Below are 16215 nucleotides of genomic sequence, written 5' to 3'. Positions count from 1 at the left end.
TGGCAGCGGCGAGGCTGATCGACAACGCCGGGGCAGAAGCATGGTTCCAACGGGAGGGTCCAGGTTCGATGGAACCCTGGACCGCCCCAGCGGCTGTTTTCAGTCCAGTGTGCGGCGGAAGCGGACAAGGGCGACGCCGGCAAACAGCGCCACGAATACCACCAGCCAGCCGATCTCCACGGCCACCGCCGGCAGCTGCGCGCCCTTCAGCATGACGGCACGGGTAATGCGCAGGAAATGCGTGAGTGGAAAGATCTCGCCGAAGATCTGCGCCCAGCCCGGCATGCCGCGATAGGGAAACATGAAGCCTGAAAGCATGATCGACGGCAGGAAGAAGAAGAAGGTGAGCTGCAACGCCTGCATCTGCGTGCGCGCAACGGTCGAAATCGTGTAGCCGAGCAGCACCAGGGACAGCACGAACACCAGCACCGCCGACAAGAGCAGCGTCATCGACCCCGTGAAAGGGATGGCGAACAGAAGCTTCGACGCCGCCAGCACCACCACGACCTGCACCGCGCCGACCGCCAGATAGGGCAGCACCTTGCCCAGCATGATCTCGAGCGGGCTCGACGGCATGGCGAGCAGGTTCTCCATCGTGCCGCGCTCTGTCTCGCGTGTCAGCGCGATCGAGGTCATCATCACCATCGTCATCTGCAGGATGACGCCGAGCAGGCCGGGGACGATGTTGTATTGCGAGATGCCCTCCGGATTGTATCGCCGGTGCACGACCACATCGAGCTGGCCCCGGGCGGCCTCGGCGGCGGCCTCCTGCATGCCTTGCGCTCTGAGCAGCGCCTGGCCGGCGACGGTGCTGAGCGTCGAGATGGCGCCGCTGGCAACCGCCGGGTCGGTGGCGTCGGCCTCGATCAGGATCTGCGGATTGTCGCCGCGCTCCACCCGCCGCGCGAAATCGGCCGGAATGGTGACGACGAAGGCGACGTCGCCGCGCGCCATCAGGAATTCGGCCTCCTCGGCACTTTGCGCCACATGGTCGAAACGGTAGTAGCCGGTGGTCTGCAGCGCCGAGACCATGGCGCGCGTATAGGGATCGCTGCTCGTCGCCACGAGTGCCGCCGGCAGGCTCTTCGGGTCGTTGTTGATGGCGTAGCCGAACAGCACCAGCTGGATCAGCGGCACGCCCAGCATCATGGCGAAGGTGATGCGGTCGCGGCGCATCTGGATGAACTCCTTGATCAGCAGCGCGCCGAGCCGGGCGAAGGAGAAGACCGCGTTCATGCCATGTTGTCCTTCGAGCCGGACATGAACTGGATGAAGACGTCCTCGAGGCTGGTTTCGCCCGGCGCCACCGTCACGCCCTTGTGCTCCTTCTCGACATCGGCCAGCGCCGCCTCCAGCTTCTTCTTGTCGGCTCCCACGACATGCAGCGTCGCGCCGAACGGCGCCACCTGGTCGACGCCCGGCCGGCCTTCGAGCGCTTGCGCCACCTGGTCGAGGCGCGGGCCCTGCAGGACGAAAGTGGTCAGGCCGGCATTCCTGACCACCTCGGCGACGGTGCCCGTCGCCAGCATCTTGCCGTAGGAGATATAGCTGATGCGATGGCACCGCTCGGCCTCGTCCATGTAGTGGGTGGAGACCAGCACGGTCAGCCCGCCGCTCGCCAGCCGGTGGATCTCGTCCCAGAACTCGCGCCGCGCCTTGGGGTCGACGCCGGCCGTCGGCTCGTCGAGCAGAAGCAGCTTGGGCTTGTGCATGATGCAAGCGGCCAGCGCCAGCCGCTGCTTCCAGCCGCCCGACAGCGTCCCGGCGAGCTGGTTGCGGCGTGTCGTCAGGCCGAGTTCCTCCAGGGTCCTGGCGACATGCTCCTCGACCGGCTTCAGCCGGTAGAGCCGCGCCACGAATTCGAGGTTCTCGCCGATCGTCAGATCCTCGTAGAACGAGAATTTCTGCGTCATGTAGCCGACCTCGCGCTTGATGCGCAGGCTGTCGGTGAGGATGTCGAAACCCAGCACCGTGCCTTCGCCCTCGTCCGGGGTCAGCAGGCCGCACATGATGCGGATGGTGGTGGTCTTGCCCGAGCCGTTGGGGCCGAGGAAGCCGACGATCTCGCCTTCCGCCACCGTCATCGTGACATGGTCGACGACGGTCTTGTCGCCGAAGCGCTTGACCAGGCCGTGCACGTCGATGACGTTCATTTCCCTGAAACCGCCAGCTCGACGTCGACGATCTGGCCCGGCTGCAAGGCGCCGGCGCCGCCCTCCGGCCGCGCCTCGACGAGGTAGACCAGCTTCTGCCGGTTCTCCAGCGAATAGATCACCGGCGGGGTGAATTCCGGATCGGGCGAGACATAGCTGACGCGCGCCTTTACATCCGGGCCGCAGCCGTCGCAATGGACGCGGAGCAAGGTGCCGACCTTGACCGAGGAGAAGGCGGCTTCCGGTATATAGACGCTGAGCTTCACCGCGCCGTCGGGCAGCACGGAGATGACGGGCGCGGTCGGACCTGCCGTGTCGCCCGGATTGCGAATGACGTCGCTGACGCGGCCCGGAGAAGGGGCCGCCAGGGTGCGCTTGGATAGCCGCCACGCCGCTTGGTCGAGCGCGGCCTGTGCCTGCTTGACCTGACTTTCGGCGGCCTTGATCGTCTCGGGACGCGCCGGCAGGCCGCCGGCGGCGAGATTGGCCTGCGCCTGTCCGACCTGCGCGTTGGCCGTCTCCAGCGTGGCCGAGGCGGTGTCGTAGTCGGCCTGCGTGCCGGTGCCGCGCTTGAAGAGGTCGGCGGCGCGGTCGTATTTGCGTCTGGCGTCGTCAGCCTGAGCCTTGGCCATGTCGACCTGGGCCTTGAGGGCCGCGATTTCTTCCGGCCGCTTGCCTACCTGCAGATCGGCAAGCTGCGCCCGCGCCTGGGCGAGACTTGCCGTGGCCTGTGCGACCGCGATTTTCGCGTCGGCGTTTTCCAGCGTCACGATCGTGGTGCCCGATGTGACGCGATCGCCGCGCTTGACCGCGACGGTCTCGACCTGCGCCACCTCGATCGGCGCCAGCAGCACATAGTCGCCTTCGACATAGCCGACGGCCAGCGGCGAAGCCGGTGCGCAGGCGCCGAAGAGTTGAGCGGCAAGCGGCAGCGAACAAAGAAAGCTCATCGTCTCGATCCCTTCCGGGCGGCCAGTATGGCGCTGAGGTTGTCCGATGTGACGGCCGCCACCTTGGCGGCCTCGGCGGCGCCGATCTCGCGCCAGCCCATTCGGCGCATGACCGCCTCGCGGCCGATGCGGAAATAGATGACCTGTCCGATCAGCGTGAACACGGTGAGCCGGGTCGCCTCGCTCTCGGCCGCCTCGCCGGTCGCCTGTTCCCAGAGCAGGCAGAGGCGCCGATGCGTCGGCTCGAACACGCCGTCATAGATGCGGTCGAGCGCCGCGGTCGGGTGCGAGAGCTCGCGCAGCACGAACTGCACGATCTCACCGGCCTGCGGCTGCGCCACGACGAATGCCACCATCCGCTCCAGCGCGGCGAACAGCTGCGCGCGCGCCGTCTCGGCGTTCGCGATTGCCGGCGCCCGCGTCTCGCCGAGTGCCTGGCCGGCGACCGATTGTATGGTGTCCACGATATGGTCGGCGGCGGCGAGGCGCAGCCCCTCCTTGCTGCCGAAGTGATAGGCGATGGAACCGATATTGGCCTTGGCCTCCGCCGCGATTTCGCGCGTGGAGGTGCCGTCGAAGCCTTGTCGTCCGAACAGCTTGAGCGCCGCGCGGACCAGCGCTTCACGCGTCATCTCCGCAGCGGGCGGCTTGATCATGTGGCATACTTTAATCAATCGATTGATTAAAGTCAAATCCGAGTTCGGACATGGCTTGCCATGCCGGCCCGCGCGGGCTTTAGTGCGCGGCCATGGGCAAGGAAGTCGAGCGCAAGTTCCTGGTCTCCGGCACGGCATGGCGGGATCTGGTCGAGACGGACGTCCGCATCCTCCAGTTCTATCTCGCCGCCGCGCCAGGACGCACGGTGCGCGTGCGCATCAGCAACGGCGCCTCGGCCAGGTTGACGCTCAAATTCGGCAGCACGGCGCGGGAGCGCGACGAATTCGAATATCCCATTCCGCTGGCCGACGCCGTGGAGATGCTCGGCTTCGCCATCGGGCGTGTCATCGAGAAGACACGTCATCATGTTAGGCATGGCGGCTATCTCTACGAAGTCGATGTCTTCGGCGGCGCGCTGGCGGGGCTTGTGATGGCCGAACTCGAAACGCCGGACGATGTTCCGGATGAAATGCTGCCAGACTGGCTCGGCCGCGAAGTGACTGGCGAACAGAAATTCTACAACGCGTCGCTCGCCCTCGGGGGGATTCCGGAGATCGCCGCATGAGCTTTCGCATCGATCCGCGCCTGCCGCTGACCGGCGAGGTCAGGCGTATCCTGGCCGAGGAAATCGGCAAGGCGCTTGCTCATCTCGACATGGCGCGTGACAGGCCGGAACAGGGACTGCACAAATCCCGCAAACGACTGAAGAGCGTGCGTGCCTTGTTGCGTCTGGTTCGTTCCGGTGACGAAACATTCTGCCGCACGGAGAATGAATGTTACAGGCAGGTCTCGGCATTGCTCGCCGGACCGCGCGAGGCGACCGCCTTGATCGAGACGATCGACCGCCTGGCCGACACCTTTCCGGGGCAAAGCGCCGGTCACGGCCTCGGCCCCGCCCGCGATCGCCTGGTGATGCGCCAGCACGCGCTTCATGCCGGCGCCGGTCTCGACGCGGCCATAAAAGCTGCCATCGCCGCCTGCCAGGAGGGCCTCGAACGCGTCGACAGGCTGTCCTTGCCGGACCAGCCGGAGCAGGCCGCCGACATTCTGGCGGAGGGCGCCCGCGCCACATTGCGGCGCGCGCGCAAAGCACTGGACAAGGCGGCCTCGAGCGGCGGGGCCGAGGATTTCCACGACCTGCGCAAGGCGGCCAAGACCCACAGCATGCATCTGTCGCTGCTCGGCCGCCTGTGGCCGACGCCAATCAAGGCTCGTCGCAAGGCGGTCGACAAGCTCGCAGAGCAACTCGGCGAACTGCACGACGTCTTCGTCATGCGCGCGATGCTGGAGGCCGGCGGCGAGCCGCTTGGGCCGCCCGGGGATACGAAACTCCTTGGCAAACTCCTGAAGCATTCCGAAAAGAGCCTGAGGAAGTCCTGCCTTGCCGAGGCGGCCGAACTGTTCGGCGACAGTCCCAGGCGCTCGACGAAGAAGCTGGCCCGCAAGGCGCGCGACGATCTTGCCGGCGCTCCGCCCGCGGAGGAATTGGCGGCGAGGTGACGCAACGGCATTCATCGCCGGTCATGCCGGCATTGGCCGTGTATGGCTCGCCGGGAGGGGCTGGCCCTTCATTCGCGCACCGGCATCGGTACCGACGGCAAGTCGATCCTCTATATCCCGCTGATGAACGAGGGCGAAGTCGCGGCGCTGAAGCTGGATTGAGAAGATTTTCGGAGCCGGCCGCACGAGAGCCTTTGCCACATGGGCCGGGCGGATCTAAAACCAGCCGCCATGAGGATGGTCGTCCGCCGCCCGCTCGCTCGTTCGGAACTGCCGCACGATACGGCCGCTCTCGCGCGCTATCTCATCGGCAAGATCGTGGTCCGGGAATTGCCCGAAGGCATTGCCAGCGGCCGCATCGTCGAGACCGAGGCGTATGTCGCCGGCGATGCTGCCGGGCACGGCTTCAGGGGAATGACCCCGCGCAATCGCTCGCTGTTCCTCGAGCGCGGGCATGCCTATGTCTATCTCGCCTACGGCATCTCATACATGCTGAATGTCTCGAGCGAGATGCCCGGCATCGGAACCGGCGTCCTGATCAGGGCACTGGAGCCGCTCGACGGCATTCCGATCATGCAGCTCAATCGCGGCATCGAGCGCCTGCGTGACCTGGCGCGAGGACCGGGAAGGCTCGCCATGGCGTTGCGGATCGACCGTTCGCTCGACGGGCTCGATCTTTGCCGGGAAGGCCCTCTATGGCTTGCAAGCGATGGCCGCGACCCCGGCGAAATCGGGCAGAGCGTTCGGATCGGCATTTCGAAGGATGCCGACCGCCTGCTGCGATTTTACGTCCGGGAAAGTCCGTTTGTCAGCGGTTCACGATCGCTCAACCCATGAGAGGTGCTTCCCGGCGCGTTGAAAGGAAGAAGAATGCAAGCTACTGCGCTGCCCTTTTTCCCTCCAACTGCGCCTGCGCTGCCCGGATCGAGGCGGCGTAGGTCACCAGCGGGCGCTTGAGGCCGTGGTTGATCAGCGTGCGTCTTGTCTGCGGCGAAGCGCCAGATATGACAAAGCGCACGCCGGCGCGCCTGGCCTTGTGCGCCGCACCCTCGATGACATTGGCCGCGGTCGAATCGAAGAACGGCACCGCCGAGCAGTCGAGGATGAAGTTCTTGCGCTGGTCGGCGATGCGGTCGAGCACCGCGCCGACGGTCGAAGCGGCGCCGAAGAAGAATGCGCCGGAGATGCGGTAGACGACGGTGTCGGCGTCGGTCGCGTCCCTGGAATCATAGACGCTCTCGCGGTCGGCGACGTCCTCGGGCACCAGCGTCTGGTCGGCCTCGACGGCGATGGATTTCGCCATGCGGTCGATGAACAGGATCGAGCCCAGCGCGAATCCGACAACGATGCCTTCGGTCAAGTCGCGGAAGACCACGATCAGGAAGGTGGCCATCAGCACCAGCGCATCGCCGCGCGAGGCGCGCAGCAGCGTGGCGAAAGCCTGCTTCTCGAACATGTTCCAGCACACCACCGCCAGCACGCCGGCGAGGGCGGAGAGCGGGATGTAGCTGGCGAGCGGCGCTGCCGCCAGCATCAGGACGAGCAGGATCATGGAGTGGATCATGCCCGAAACCGGCCCGTGCGCGCCGGCCCGCACATTGGTGGCGGTACGGGCAATGGTGCCGGTGGTGCAGATGCCGCCGAACAGGGCCGAGGCGATGTTGGCGAAGCCTTGCGCCACCAGTTCGCAGTTGGAACGGTGCCGGCGGCCGGTCATGCCGTCGGCGACGACGGCCGACAGCAAGGATTCGATGGCGCCCAGCAACGCGAAGGCGATGGCGTCCGGCAGCACGTCGATCATCCTGTCGAGGCTGACGGGGGGAAGCGCCGGCCATTGCAGGCTGCGCGGGATCCCGCCAAAGCGCGTGCCGATCGTCTCGGCCGGCAGCGCAAACAGCGCCACCGCGAGCGACGCCAGACCGATGGCGATCAACATCGCCGGCCATTTCGGCCGCCAGCGCTTCAGGAAAGCGATGGTTGCGATTGTCAGCACCGCCACGAAGGTCGCCGCGAGATTGATCGTGCCGGCCGCCTCGCCGATCGCCGTCAGCTTCGGCACCAGCGGGCCTGGCTCCTTGCCGGCGAGCTTCAGCCCGAACAGTTCGACGATCTGGCCCGAGAAGATGATGACGGCGATACCGGCGGTAAAGCCGACCGTCACCGGATAGGGAATGAACTTTATGTAGGTGCCGAGCCGCAGGTACCCGATGGCGATGAGGAAGATGCCGGCCATCATCGTCGCCAGCAACAGCCCGTCCACGCCGACCCGCGCGACCGTCGCCGCCACCAGCACGATGAAGGCGCCCGCGGGGCCGCCGATCTGGAAACGGCTGCCGCCGAACGCCGAGATGATGAAGCCGCCGATGATCGATGTGTAGAGCCCGCGCTCCGGCGTCACCCCTGATGCGATGGCGATTGCCATCGACAGCGGCAAGGCGACGATGGCAACGGTCAGCCCGGCAATGGCATCGGCCCTGAGATGTTCGAGCCTGTAGCCTTCGCGCCAGACCGTCACCAGTTTCGGTGTGAACAGTTCGGAAAAAGTCGGCTTTGCCGGCCCATGGGTCGGTTTGCGCGCGGTTTCGTTGAGCGTCTGCCCGATCTCGTCCATGGACTTCCTTCCGCACCTGAAAGGCGGCGGGATCGTCGGCAGGACTGTCGGCGGTCGCCGTCGCGACTTATGCCGGCTCAGCTTTCGGATTGGGCGGCACGGCAGGCTTGAGGCGCACGCCCCGGCCGCCGCGCTCACTGGGTTGATTCTCGCCGATCAGCTCCACCCCGGCCTCGTCGAGGGCCTGGATGACCTTCATCAGCGTATCGACCACACCCCTGACCACGCCGTCGCTCGCTTCCATGCGCTGGATGGTGGGAAGCGAAACGCCGGCGCGCTCGGCGAGCGTCTTCTGATCGATGCCGGCCAGCGCCCTCGCGGCGCGCATCTGCGCGGCAGTGATCATCGGCCGGGATCCCCGTCTGAGTCTGCGGATATGATGTATAATACGATCATTATGATGTTTCAAGCATCAGGATGTACGCTTGAGCCTTGATCATCATCGCTATCGAGCATTTTTCGGATACTTCCCGAGCATTGAGAGCTATGGTGTTCCATCTGGGGCAGGGGATAACGTGGTTGACCATTTTCAAGACATTGACGACATCGGCATGCCTGGTATCGGTGGTCCTTCTGCTAACGGGCTGCGGACACTTGATCAACCGGCTGATCTGACCGCTTCCCGGTCGAGCGTCGTCAGACGTCGTCACGCACCACCCTGCGCCGTTGCAGGACCCTTGCCGCCAACCAGCACAGCATGGCCCAGGCAAAGCCCGCGCACCAGCCGGCCAGCACGTCCGACGGCCAGTGGACGCCGAGATAGATGCGGCTGATGCCGACCAGCACCGTCGTCAGCACGGCGAGCGCCAGAACATAGATCTTCGTCGTCCGGCCCTGCAGGAAGCGCGCCGCAAGCGAGCCCAATGTGAGATAGGTCACCGCCGAAAGCATCGCGTGGCCGCTCGGGAAGGAAAGCGAGGTCTCGTTGACCAGATGCGAGACGAGTTCGGGCCGCGGCCGGTCGACGCCGAGCTTCAGCAGGCTCGACAGCATCTGGCCGCCCGCCACGGCGACGAAGATGAGAAGCGCGGTCCCGGGCCTGCGGATCAACAGCAGATAGATGATCGTCGCCGCCGTGATCAGCACCAGCACGCTGGTGCTGCCGAGGCTGGTGATGTCGCGCATCGCCCCTTCCATCCATGGCGGGCCGATCGGGATACCGGGTTGGCCGGCCTGGCGGAAGGCAAGCATGATTTCAGCGTCGAAGGCGTGCGGCGTGGTGGCCCGTGCCACCTCCATCAACTCCACGAAGCCCCACAGGCCGGCGGCGACGACAAGGCCGGCCAGCAGCACCGGGAATTCGACCCGGCTCAGCAGAGCCTTTGCCGCAGTTCTCATCGGACCTCGTTTCGCAACCATGGTTTGCCGGTCATCGCCCTTGCACATAGGGCCCGAGCGTGATCAGCGCCACGGCGGCAATCGCCAGCACGATGCCGGCCGCCTGCAGCGTATTGATGCGCTCGCCGAAGAATATCAGCGCCACCAGATTGACCGATACCAGCTGGATGACCGCCGACAGGCTGAACGACACCGACATGCCGAACTCGCGAATCAGCCGCAGCATGATCAGGTTGCCCAGCGAATAGAGCGCAAGCGTCAGCACGATCTTGCCCAGGCTGGGCGCCATCCCCCATTGCTTGGCGGCCGCCGCCGCCAGCAGAAAGATCACGGTCGAAAGACCGAGCTGAAGTAACCCCGAAAAACTCACGCTGCCCTCGATATTGATGCCGGTCGTCCGTGCCTTGTTTCGCAAGCGCGTCGCGACGTCAAGCAGCTGCCGTGGGACCAGGCTCTTGTGTCGGCAGGACCGAAGCGCCAAAGTCGCGGCCACTACCCTGCCCCTGCGGGTGGGGGCGAGGAGCGTGGCGTGCGATTTCTCGAAACCTTGTCGCGGCGCTGGAACGGGCTTACGCTGGCGCTGCAGTTCATCATTGCCGGCGGCTTCGGGCTGCTTGCGGTGATGCTGGTGGTCGGCTTCTGGGTCACCGCGCAAATCCGCGAAAGCGTGCTCCACAATTCGGCGGCCACGACTGCCCTTTATGTCGACAGCGTGATCGCTCCGCTGCTCCCCGATCTGCGCACGAACCATCAGCTCGATGACGCCGTCAAACGGGCGCTTGACGAGACCCTCGGCCAAGGCGCGCTCGGCAAACGGCTGTTTTCCTTCAAGTTGTGGCGTCGGGACGGCACGGTGCTGTATTCGAAGGACACGGCCTTGATCGGCCGGCAGTTCGGCCCGAGCGCCAACCTGCGTGCCGCCTTCGCCGGTAATGTCGTCGCCGAGTTCAACGAGCTAGGCGACGAGGACGACAAGGAGGAGAGGGCCGCGGGCGTGCCGCTGCTGGAAATCTACAATCCAGTCCGCGAACCCTGGTCGGGCGAGGTGGTCGCCGTCACCGAATTCTACGAGATCGCCGACGATTTCCAGGCGGCTCTGGCTTCCGCCTTGCTGTCGAGCTGGCTGATCGTGGCCGGCGCCACGCTGACGGCGCTGCTGCTGTTGTCGGGGATCGTCATACGTGGCAGCCGCACCATCGACAAGCAGCGCGGCGTTCTGCAGGGCCAGGTCTCCGAGCTGCAGGCGCTGGTCTCGCAAAACCGGGCGCTGCGCCTGCGCGTCCAGCAGGCGTCGCGCCGTGCCACGGCGCTCAATGAACGATACCTGCGTCGCATCGGTGCCGACCTTCATGACGGGCCGGCTCAGCTCGTCGCGCTGGCGGCGCTGCGTGTGGACAGCCCCGCCATTTCCGGCGAGGGTGCCTCCAGCGACAGCCGCAACGCCGAGATCGCCATGATCCGCATGGCGCTGGACGACGCGATGCGTGAAATCCGCGGCATCTGCAACGGCCTCGTCCTGCCGCAGATAGAAACGGCCGCGACCGGCGACATTCTGCGTCTTGCCGTCGACGAGCATCAACGCAGGACCCGCAGTTCCGTGGCGCTGACCCTATCCAGGCAGTTGCCCGAACTGGGCGCTTCGGAGAAGATCAGCATCTATCGCTTCGTCCAGGAGGGGCTGAACAACGCTTATCGTCATGGGCAGGGCAAGGATCAGGAGGTGAAGGCCGGGATGACAGGCGGCAAGTTCTTCGTTGAAGTGTCGGATGGCGGGCCCGGATTCGACCCGAGGCGAGCCGAGGGCCTGGGGCTCGCCGGCATCAGGGAACGTATCGAAAGCATTGGTGGCCAGTTCGAGACCACGACCGGGCCACAGGGAACACGATTGATGATTACGCTAGCCGTCGAGGATCAACCATGATCGGTACCATCCGTGTCGCCATTGTCGACGACCACCCGCTGTTTCGCGAAGGCGTTACCCGCAGCCTGTCGGAGATCGGCGGCTTCGAAATGGTGGCCCAGGGCGCCACGGCGCAGGATGCCGAACGCATCGCCTCGACTTTGCAGCCCGACATACTGCTGCTCGACATCAGCATGCCGGGTGACGGCCTTGCGTCGGTGGCCGGCATACTGGGTGCCAATCCCGGGCAGAAGATCGTCATGCTGACGGTCTCGGAGGCCAATGCCGACGTGGCGCGGGCGCTGAACGCCGGTGTGCGCGGCTATGTGCTGAAGGGGGTCGGCTCGCGCATGCTGGCCGAAATCCTGCATGGTGTCGCGGCCGGCGAGACCTATGTGTCGCCGACCCTGTCGGCCCGCCTGCTTTCGGACCTGCAATCGCTGCAGCCGGCCAACGGCAGGACGGATCGCCTGCGTCAGCTCACCGGACGCGAGGCCGAGATCCTGCAGCTGGTGGCGGAAGGGCTGAGCAACAAGGAAGTGGCGCTGCGGCTGGCACTGCAGGAAAAAACGGTCAAGCATCACATGACCGGTGTGCTGTCCAAGCTCAACGTCCGCAATCGCACCGAGGCGGCGCTGCTGATGCGCGAAGCGCGGGATCGGGCCGGCAGCTAATCCTGGTCGGCCGCAAGGGATCCCCGGTTTGGGATAACGACACGCATAAATGAAAACCTGAAGCGCGGTGCAGCAGCGGAACGCTCCCGGGCAAAAAAGACGGCCCCTATACGGGGCCGGAGCGACAAGGTCACCTCCGCCGGGGGGCGGCGGAGGTGACACGTAAAGCGGGCGATGCCTATTGCCCGCTCTACAACCCCTTGAGGCGGCTTATATCCGCCGCCGTCGCAGGGCGCTCGACGATCGTGCGGCCCAGAGCGTCGGTCATTTTGAAGCGACCCTTCTCGATCTCTTCCCCGAAGCCGTTAGGGTGCTGCACCACGATCTTGTTGTCGTCTATTTCGACACGATCGCCGGTTGTTGCGTTCACATGCTTGCCGGAGCTGTTGGCACCCTTCCCCTTGCCGTTGTTGCCGCCGCCATTGTTCCCGTTGCCGCCAGCGTTGCCATTGTTGCCTCCTGCGTTGCCATTGTTGCCGCCGCCGTTATTTCCATTGCCGCCATTGCCGCCATTGCCGTTACCGCCATTGCCGCTGTTCCCGCCAGGCTTGGCTTGGGCGCTGGACGCGACAATGCCTGCGGCGGAACCGTGAAAATCGAGGTGATAGGGGGCTATGGTCAGCGCCAGTGCCGGCACTGCTCTCAGGGCCAGCCAGCAACAATGAGCCATGATCGAGCTGCGCATCAGTCCCTCACTTGATCGGGCCGGCGAATTCAAGGGCCATCTCGTGCAGGTACGCGACCATCGGCGACATGGCGTGTTCGTGTAAGTGGCCCACGACCGATGCCGCGGCAATCCGGACCTTCGCCCGATCGGTTTAGGACCTTGGTCCGAGTTTCAAACCGAATGTGGCGCGAGGTTCGCGGTCAGCTGGCGGGTGCACGAATGTCACGAAAGTGTGACCGATCGTCTATAAGGGGTCGAAACGCGTGACACGCTCCAGCCATCCAGCCAGAGGCAGACCCATGACCGACCATCGCTCGCCCGACGCCCGATTCCGCACCAGCCTGCTTGAGGAAAGCAACGGTCCGGCGACCAACCCCACCGACAACAGCACCATGGGCGAAATCATCGCCGAACGGTTTTCCCGCCGCGCTTTCCTCAAGGGCTCGCTGGCCGTCTCGGCCATTGCCGCCACCGTCAGCCCGCTGGCGCTCGTGGCCGCCGACGATGCGCGTGCCGCCGAGGGCTCCGCCTTCTCGTTCGAGGAACTCGAAGCCGGTATCGACGACAAGCACCATGTCGCGCCGGGCTACGATGCCGACGTGCTGTTGCGCTGGGGCGATCCGCTGTTTGCCGATTCGCCGGAGTTCGACCCGGCCAGGCAGTCGGCTGAGGCCCAGGCAAGACAATTCGGCTACAACAATGACTATGTCGGCTATATCGGGATCGGTGGCTCCGCCGAGCACGGCCTGCTGGTCGTCAACCACGAATACACCAATCCGCATCTGATGTTCCCGGGCATCGTCAGGATCGTCGAGAAGGACGGCAAGAAGGCGGCCGAACTCGCGCCGCTCTCGAAGGAGCAGGTCGATGTCGAGATGGCGGCACATGGCGGCACCATCGTCGAGATCCGCAAGGAAGGCGGCAAGTGGCAGGTGGTGCGCGACGGCAAGTTGAACCGCCGCATCACCTCCAACACCGAAATGGCGCTGTCGGGCCCGGTCGCCGGTCATGACCGCGTCAAGACCAATGCCGACCCATCCGGCACCAAGGTCATCGGCACATTCAACAACTGCGCCGGCGGCGTCACGCCTTGGGGCACCTATGTCATGGCCGAGGAGAACATCCACGGCTATTTCTCCGGTGAACTGCCGGAAGGCCATAAGGAAGCCGCCAATTACAAGCGCCTCGGCATTCCGGAAGGCGCCTATGAATGGGGCGCGCATTACGATCGTTTCGACCTCGCCAAGGAGCCGAACGAGCCCAACCGTTTCGGCTGGATCGTCGAGGTCGACGTCAACGATCCGACATCCACGCCGAGGAAGCGCACCGCAATGGGCCGCTTCAAGCATGAAGGCGCCGAATCGATCGTCGCCAAGGATGGCCGCGTCGTCTTCTATCTCGGCGACGACGAGCGCTTCGAGTACGTCTACAAATTCGTCACCGCGGGCCGTTTCGATCCGGACGACCGCGCCGCCAACATGAACCTGCTCGACGACGGCACGCTGCATGTCGCCAAATTCGCTGCGGACGGTACGGTGGAATGGCTGCCGATCGTCTTCGGCCAGGGCCCGCTGACACCTGAGAACGGCTTTGCCGGCCAGGCCGACGTGTTGATCGAGACGCGGCGTGCCGCCGACCTGCTCGGCGCCACCAAGATGGACCGTCCCGAGGACATCCAGCCCAATCGTGTCAACGGCAAGGTCTATGTCATGCTGACCAACAATTCCAAGCGCAAAGCCGACCAGGTCGACGCCGCCAACCCGCGCGCCGACAACGCTTTCGGCCACATCATCGAGATATCGGAAGATGGCGGCGATTTCGCCGGCACCAGGGGCAAATGGGAAGTGCTCCTGAAATGCGGCGATCCGGCGGTTGCCGATGTCGGCGCCACCTTCTCCACCGCCACCACGGCCAATGGCTGGTTCGGCATGCCCGACAATTGCGCGGTCGATTCAGCCGGGCGCCTGTGGGTCGCCACCGACGGCCAGGGCCCGAAGGCCACCGGCCGCACCGACGGCCTGTGGGCGGTCGACACCGAAGGGCCGGCGCGCGCGACGTCAAAACTGTTTTTCCGCGTGCCGATCGGCGCTGAAATGTGCGGGCCGCTGTTTGCGCCCGACGATCAGACCGCCTTCGTCGCCGTCCAGCATCCAGGCGACGGCGGCGAGGATTGGGAGGCGTTCGGCCGCCCGTCCTATTATGAGGATCCGTCGACGCGCTGGCCCGATTTCAAGCCGGACATGCCGGTGCGGCCGGCGGTCGTCGCCATTACCAGGCAAGGCGGCGGCAAGATCGCGATTTAGAGGGCAATTCCAGGAAAGTGGGGTTCCGTCCGACGCGTAAAACGAACCTCCAGCCCGGTTCAGCGGCCCGAATTGGCGATCCGCCGGGCAATCCGCTCGGCGATCGCCTTGGCCTGGATGGCGGCATTGGCGAAGCAGCCGCGGATGCTCGGCCGCATGCCGGTGAACCAGAGGCCAGGCAGTTTCGGATCCGCATCGCCGCCGTTGAAGACCGGAACGCCCTTGCCGTCGAGCACGCCGAGATTGCCGACCATCTGCTCAAGCCCGGTGCGGTAGCCCGTCGCGGCAATGACGATGTCGGGATCGATCAGGCTGCCATTGGCCAGGATGACGCCGTCGCGGGTGAATTCCCGCACCCCCGGCACGACGGTGATCCTGCCCGCGCGGATGGCGTCGATCGCGCCCTCGTCGGCGGCGATCGCTGTGTAGTCGGTGGTCAGGCGGCTGGCGCCGCCCACCGGTGCCGGCGGCACGCCGAATTTCGTCAGGTCGCCGAAAACCAGGCGCTGCGTCAAGGCGATCACCGCATCGGCGACCCGCAAAGGCAACCGCGCCATCAGCGGCGACAGCCGGTGCACGGCAATCTTGCCGATGCGCTTGGGCAGGACCGACGGACCGTTGCGGGCCGACAGCCACAGCGAGGCGGTGCTTGCCTGCGCCAGGTGGTTGAGCGCGTCTATACCCGAGTTGCCGGCGCCGACGACCAGCACCTTCTTGCCGGCATAGTCCTTCGCGTCGCCGAAATCCGCCGAATGGATGATGCGGCCGGCGAAATCCCGCATTCCTTTCCAGTCGGGGATGAACGGCTGTCTGTCGCGGCCGGTGGCGATCACGACGTGGCGCGCCAGGCGCATCCCGGCGCTGGTCTCTATCGCCCAGTGGTCGCCCCTGAACAGGACCGCCTCGACGGCGACGCCGAGCTCCACCGGCAGCCGGTTCGCCTCGCTGAAATCGTTCAGATAGCGGATGACGGCGGTTCTGTGGGGGAAGGCGAGCGTGCCCTTCGGATAGGCAAGGCCGGGAAGTGACGAAAGGTCGCGGTGAGTATTGAGGCGCAGCTGCTTGTGACGCCGATGCCATGGCTCGGCCAACCGGCTCTCCTTTTCCAGGATCGCCGTCGCCACGCCGGCCTTGACCAGCGCCTGCGCTGCCGCGAGACCGGCGGCGCCGGCGCCGATGACGATCGCCGGTTCGATGGTTACCGTCTGGTGCGCTGCCGGTCTGATTGTCGTATCTGCCATTCGCTCACGAACCCCATTCCACCCTTGTGGCGCTTCCGCCGACACCGGCAGAACGCCCTCCCGCGCATGATCCATACAGCAGATCGGCCCCGGATTTCGAGGCCATGCGCCGCACCGCGGTTGCGTCCTATATGGCATATACGCGAGATCGGCGATAATCAGGTCGCGGCAATGTGATTGATTCGAGATCCGGGGGCTGGCGGATCTCTGTTACCGGTACA

16 protein-coding genes are annotated in these 16215 nt (G+C 65.4%); 6 read left to right on the top strand and 10 right to left on the bottom strand.

Going from position 1 to position 16215, the window contains the following annotated elements; translation table 11 throughout:
• Positions 1 to 99: 99 nt before the first annotated feature.
• The 4 genes from LB547_RS16485 to LB547_RS16470 are packed head-to-tail and all read right to left on the bottom strand — an operon-like array spanning position 100 to position 3759.
• Entirely contained in the window at positions 100 to 1236 is a 1137-nt protein-coding gene (locus tag LB547_RS16485; protein WP_140559144.1) for an ABC transporter permease, read from the bottom strand.
• Positions 1233 to 2153: an ABC transporter ATP-binding protein gene (locus LB547_RS16480; RefSeq protein WP_140563813.1), complete on the bottom strand. Its 921-nt coding sequence runs from the start codon at positions 2151 to 2153 to the stop codon at positions 1233 to 1235. The genes LB547_RS16485 and LB547_RS16480 overlap by 4 nt, the downstream gene beginning before the upstream one ends.
• The gene (locus LB547_RS16475; RefSeq protein ID WP_140524405.1) at positions 2150 to 3103 is read right to left on the bottom strand and encodes an HlyD family secretion protein; all 954 of its coding nucleotides are present in this window, start codon (positions 3101 to 3103) and stop codon (positions 2150 to 2152) included. Before LB547_RS16475 ends, LB547_RS16480 begins: the two co-directional genes overlap by 4 nt.
• On the bottom strand, positions 3100 to 3759 hold the full coding sequence (locus LB547_RS16470; RefSeq protein ID WP_140580278.1) for a CerR family C-terminal domain-containing protein: 660 nt from the start codon (positions 3757 to 3759) through the stop codon (positions 3100 to 3102). Before LB547_RS16470 ends, LB547_RS16475 begins: the two co-directional genes overlap by 4 nt.
• A gap of 92 nt (positions 3760 to 3851) precedes the next feature.
• On the opposite strand from LB547_RS16470, the gene LB547_RS16465 reads away from it, so the two are divergent.
• The 3 genes from LB547_RS16465 (at position 3852) to LB547_RS16455 (ending at position 6097) form a co-directional block, all read left to right on the top strand.
• The gene (locus LB547_RS16465) at positions 3852 to 4325 is read left to right on the top strand and encodes a CYTH domain-containing protein (RefSeq protein WP_140559142.1); all 474 of its coding nucleotides are present in this window, start codon (positions 3852 to 3854) and stop codon (positions 4323 to 4325) included.
• Positions 4322 to 5260 (top strand): CHAD domain-containing protein, encoded by a 939-nt coding sequence (locus tag LB547_RS16460; RefSeq protein WP_140554707.1) that lies wholly within the window; start codon positions 4322 to 4324, stop codon positions 5258 to 5260. Before LB547_RS16465 ends, LB547_RS16460 begins: the two co-directional genes overlap by 4 nt.
• A gap of 231 nt (positions 5261 to 5491) precedes the next feature.
• A complete protein-coding gene (locus tag LB547_RS16455) occupies positions 5492 to 6097 on the top strand; it encodes a DNA-3-methyladenine glycosylase (protein WP_411970489.1) in 606 nt (201 codons plus the stop codon).
• Positions 6098 to 6137: 40 nt separating this feature from the next.
• Here the strand turns inward: LB547_RS16455 and LB547_RS16450 are convergent, their stop codons facing one another.
• From LB547_RS16450 to LB547_RS16435, 4 genes are all read right to left on the bottom strand, one after another.
• Positions 6138 to 7871, bottom strand: coding sequence for a SulP family inorganic anion transporter (locus LB547_RS16450; protein ID WP_140491759.1), 1734 nt, complete (start codon positions 7869 to 7871; stop codon positions 6138 to 6140).
• A 67-nt stretch (positions 7872 to 7938) separates the two neighbouring features.
• Positions 7939 to 8217, bottom strand: a complete 279-nt coding sequence (locus LB547_RS16445; protein WP_140491757.1) for a helix-turn-helix domain-containing protein — start codon at positions 8215 to 8217, stop codon at positions 7939 to 7941.
• A gap of 290 nt (positions 8218 to 8507) precedes the next feature.
• Entirely contained in the window at positions 8508 to 9209 is a 702-nt protein-coding gene (locus tag LB547_RS16440) for a phosphatase PAP2 family protein (RefSeq protein ID WP_140563805.1), read from the bottom strand.
• Positions 9210 to 9240: 31 nt separating this feature from the next.
• The gene (locus LB547_RS16435; RefSeq protein WP_140493450.1) at positions 9241 to 9579 is read right to left on the bottom strand and encodes a hypothetical protein; all 339 of its coding nucleotides are present in this window, start codon (positions 9577 to 9579) and stop codon (positions 9241 to 9243) included.
• A gap of 159 nt (positions 9580 to 9738) precedes the next feature.
• Between LB547_RS16435 and LB547_RS16430 the strand changes: the two genes are divergently transcribed.
• Both LB547_RS16430 and LB547_RS16425 read left to right on the top strand, forming a co-directional pair.
• Positions 9739 to 11130: a sensor histidine kinase gene (locus LB547_RS16430; RefSeq protein WP_140491753.1), complete on the top strand. Its 1392-nt coding sequence runs from the start codon at positions 9739 to 9741 to the stop codon at positions 11128 to 11130.
• Complete coding sequence (locus LB547_RS16425; RefSeq protein WP_140491751.1) at positions 11127 to 11783, top strand: response regulator; 657 nt, start codon at positions 11127 to 11129, stop codon at positions 11781 to 11783. The genes LB547_RS16430 and LB547_RS16425 overlap by 4 nt, the downstream gene beginning before the upstream one ends.
• Before the next feature lie 190 nt (positions 11784 to 11973).
• Here the strand turns inward: LB547_RS16425 and LB547_RS16420 are convergent, their stop codons facing one another.
• A complete protein-coding gene (locus LB547_RS16420) occupies positions 11974 to 12420 on the bottom strand; it encodes a hypothetical protein (protein WP_318013181.1) in 447 nt (148 codons plus the stop codon).
• A gap of 329 nt (positions 12421 to 12749) precedes the next feature.
• On the opposite strand from LB547_RS16420, the gene LB547_RS16415 reads away from it, so the two are divergent.
• Positions 12750 to 14753, top strand: coding sequence for a PhoX family protein (locus LB547_RS16415; protein WP_140759032.1), 2004 nt, complete (start codon positions 12750 to 12752; stop codon positions 14751 to 14753).
• Between the two features lie 59 nt (positions 14754 to 14812).
• Here the strand turns inward: LB547_RS16415 and LB547_RS16410 are convergent, their stop codons facing one another.
• Positions 14813 to 15994 carry a flavin-containing monooxygenase gene (locus LB547_RS16410; protein WP_140559138.1) on the bottom strand — a complete coding sequence of 394 codons (1182 nt, stop codon included), beginning with the start codon at positions 15992 to 15994 and terminating at the stop codon, positions 14813 to 14815.
• Between the last annotated feature and the right edge of the window lie 221 nt (positions 15995 to 16215).

The organism is Mesorhizobium sp. B264B1B, from assembly GCF_020165765.1.
GTDB lineage: Bacteria > Pseudomonadota > Alphaproteobacteria > Rhizobiales > Rhizobiaceae > Mesorhizobium.
This window is presented reverse-complemented; position numbering and strand designations above follow the sequence as displayed.

Coding starts and splice junctions, on each gene's coding strand:
- LB547_RS16485 (WP_140559144.1), bottom strand. CDS start 1,236: ATGAACGCGGTCTTCTCCTTCGCCCGGCTCGGCGCGCTGCTGATCAAG.
- LB547_RS16480 (WP_140563813.1), bottom strand. CDS start 2,153: ATGAACGTCATCGACGTGCACGGCCTGGTCAAGCGCTTCGGCGACAAG.
- LB547_RS16475 (WP_140524405.1), bottom strand. CDS start 3,103: ATGAGCTTTCTTTGTTCGCTGCCGCTTGCCGCTCAACTCTTCGGCGCC.
- LB547_RS16470 (WP_140580278.1), bottom strand. CDS start 3,759: ATGATCAAGCCGCCCGCTGCGGAGATGACGCGTGAAGCGCTGGTCCGC.
- LB547_RS16465 (WP_140559142.1), top strand. CDS start 3,852: ATGGGCAAGGAAGTCGAGCGCAAGTTCCTGGTCTCCGGCACGGCATGG.
- LB547_RS16460 (WP_140554707.1), top strand. CDS start 4,322: ATGAGCTTTCGCATCGATCCGCGCCTGCCGCTGACCGGCGAGGTCAGG.
- LB547_RS16455 (WP_411970489.1), top strand. CDS start 5,492: ATGAGGATGGTCGTCCGCCGCCCGCTCGCTCGTTCGGAACTGCCGCAC.
- LB547_RS16450 (WP_140491759.1), bottom strand. CDS start 7,871: ATGGACGAGATCGGGCAGACGCTCAACGAAACCGCGCGCAAACCGACC.
- LB547_RS16445 (WP_140491757.1), bottom strand. CDS start 8,217: ATGATCACTGCCGCGCAGATGCGCGCCGCGAGGGCGCTGGCCGGCATC.
- LB547_RS16440 (WP_140563805.1), bottom strand. CDS start 9,209: ATGAGAACTGCGGCAAAGGCTCTGCTGAGCCGGGTCGAATTCCCGGTG.
- LB547_RS16425 (WP_140491751.1), top strand. CDS start 11,127: ATGATCGGTACCATCCGTGTCGCCATTGTCGACGACCACCCGCTGTTT.
- LB547_RS16415 (WP_140759032.1), top strand. CDS start 12,750: ATGACCGACCATCGCTCGCCCGACGCCCGATTCCGCACCAGCCTGCTT.
- LB547_RS16410 (WP_140559138.1), bottom strand. CDS start 15,994: ATGGCAGATACGACAATCAGACCGGCAGCGCACCAGACGGTAACCATC.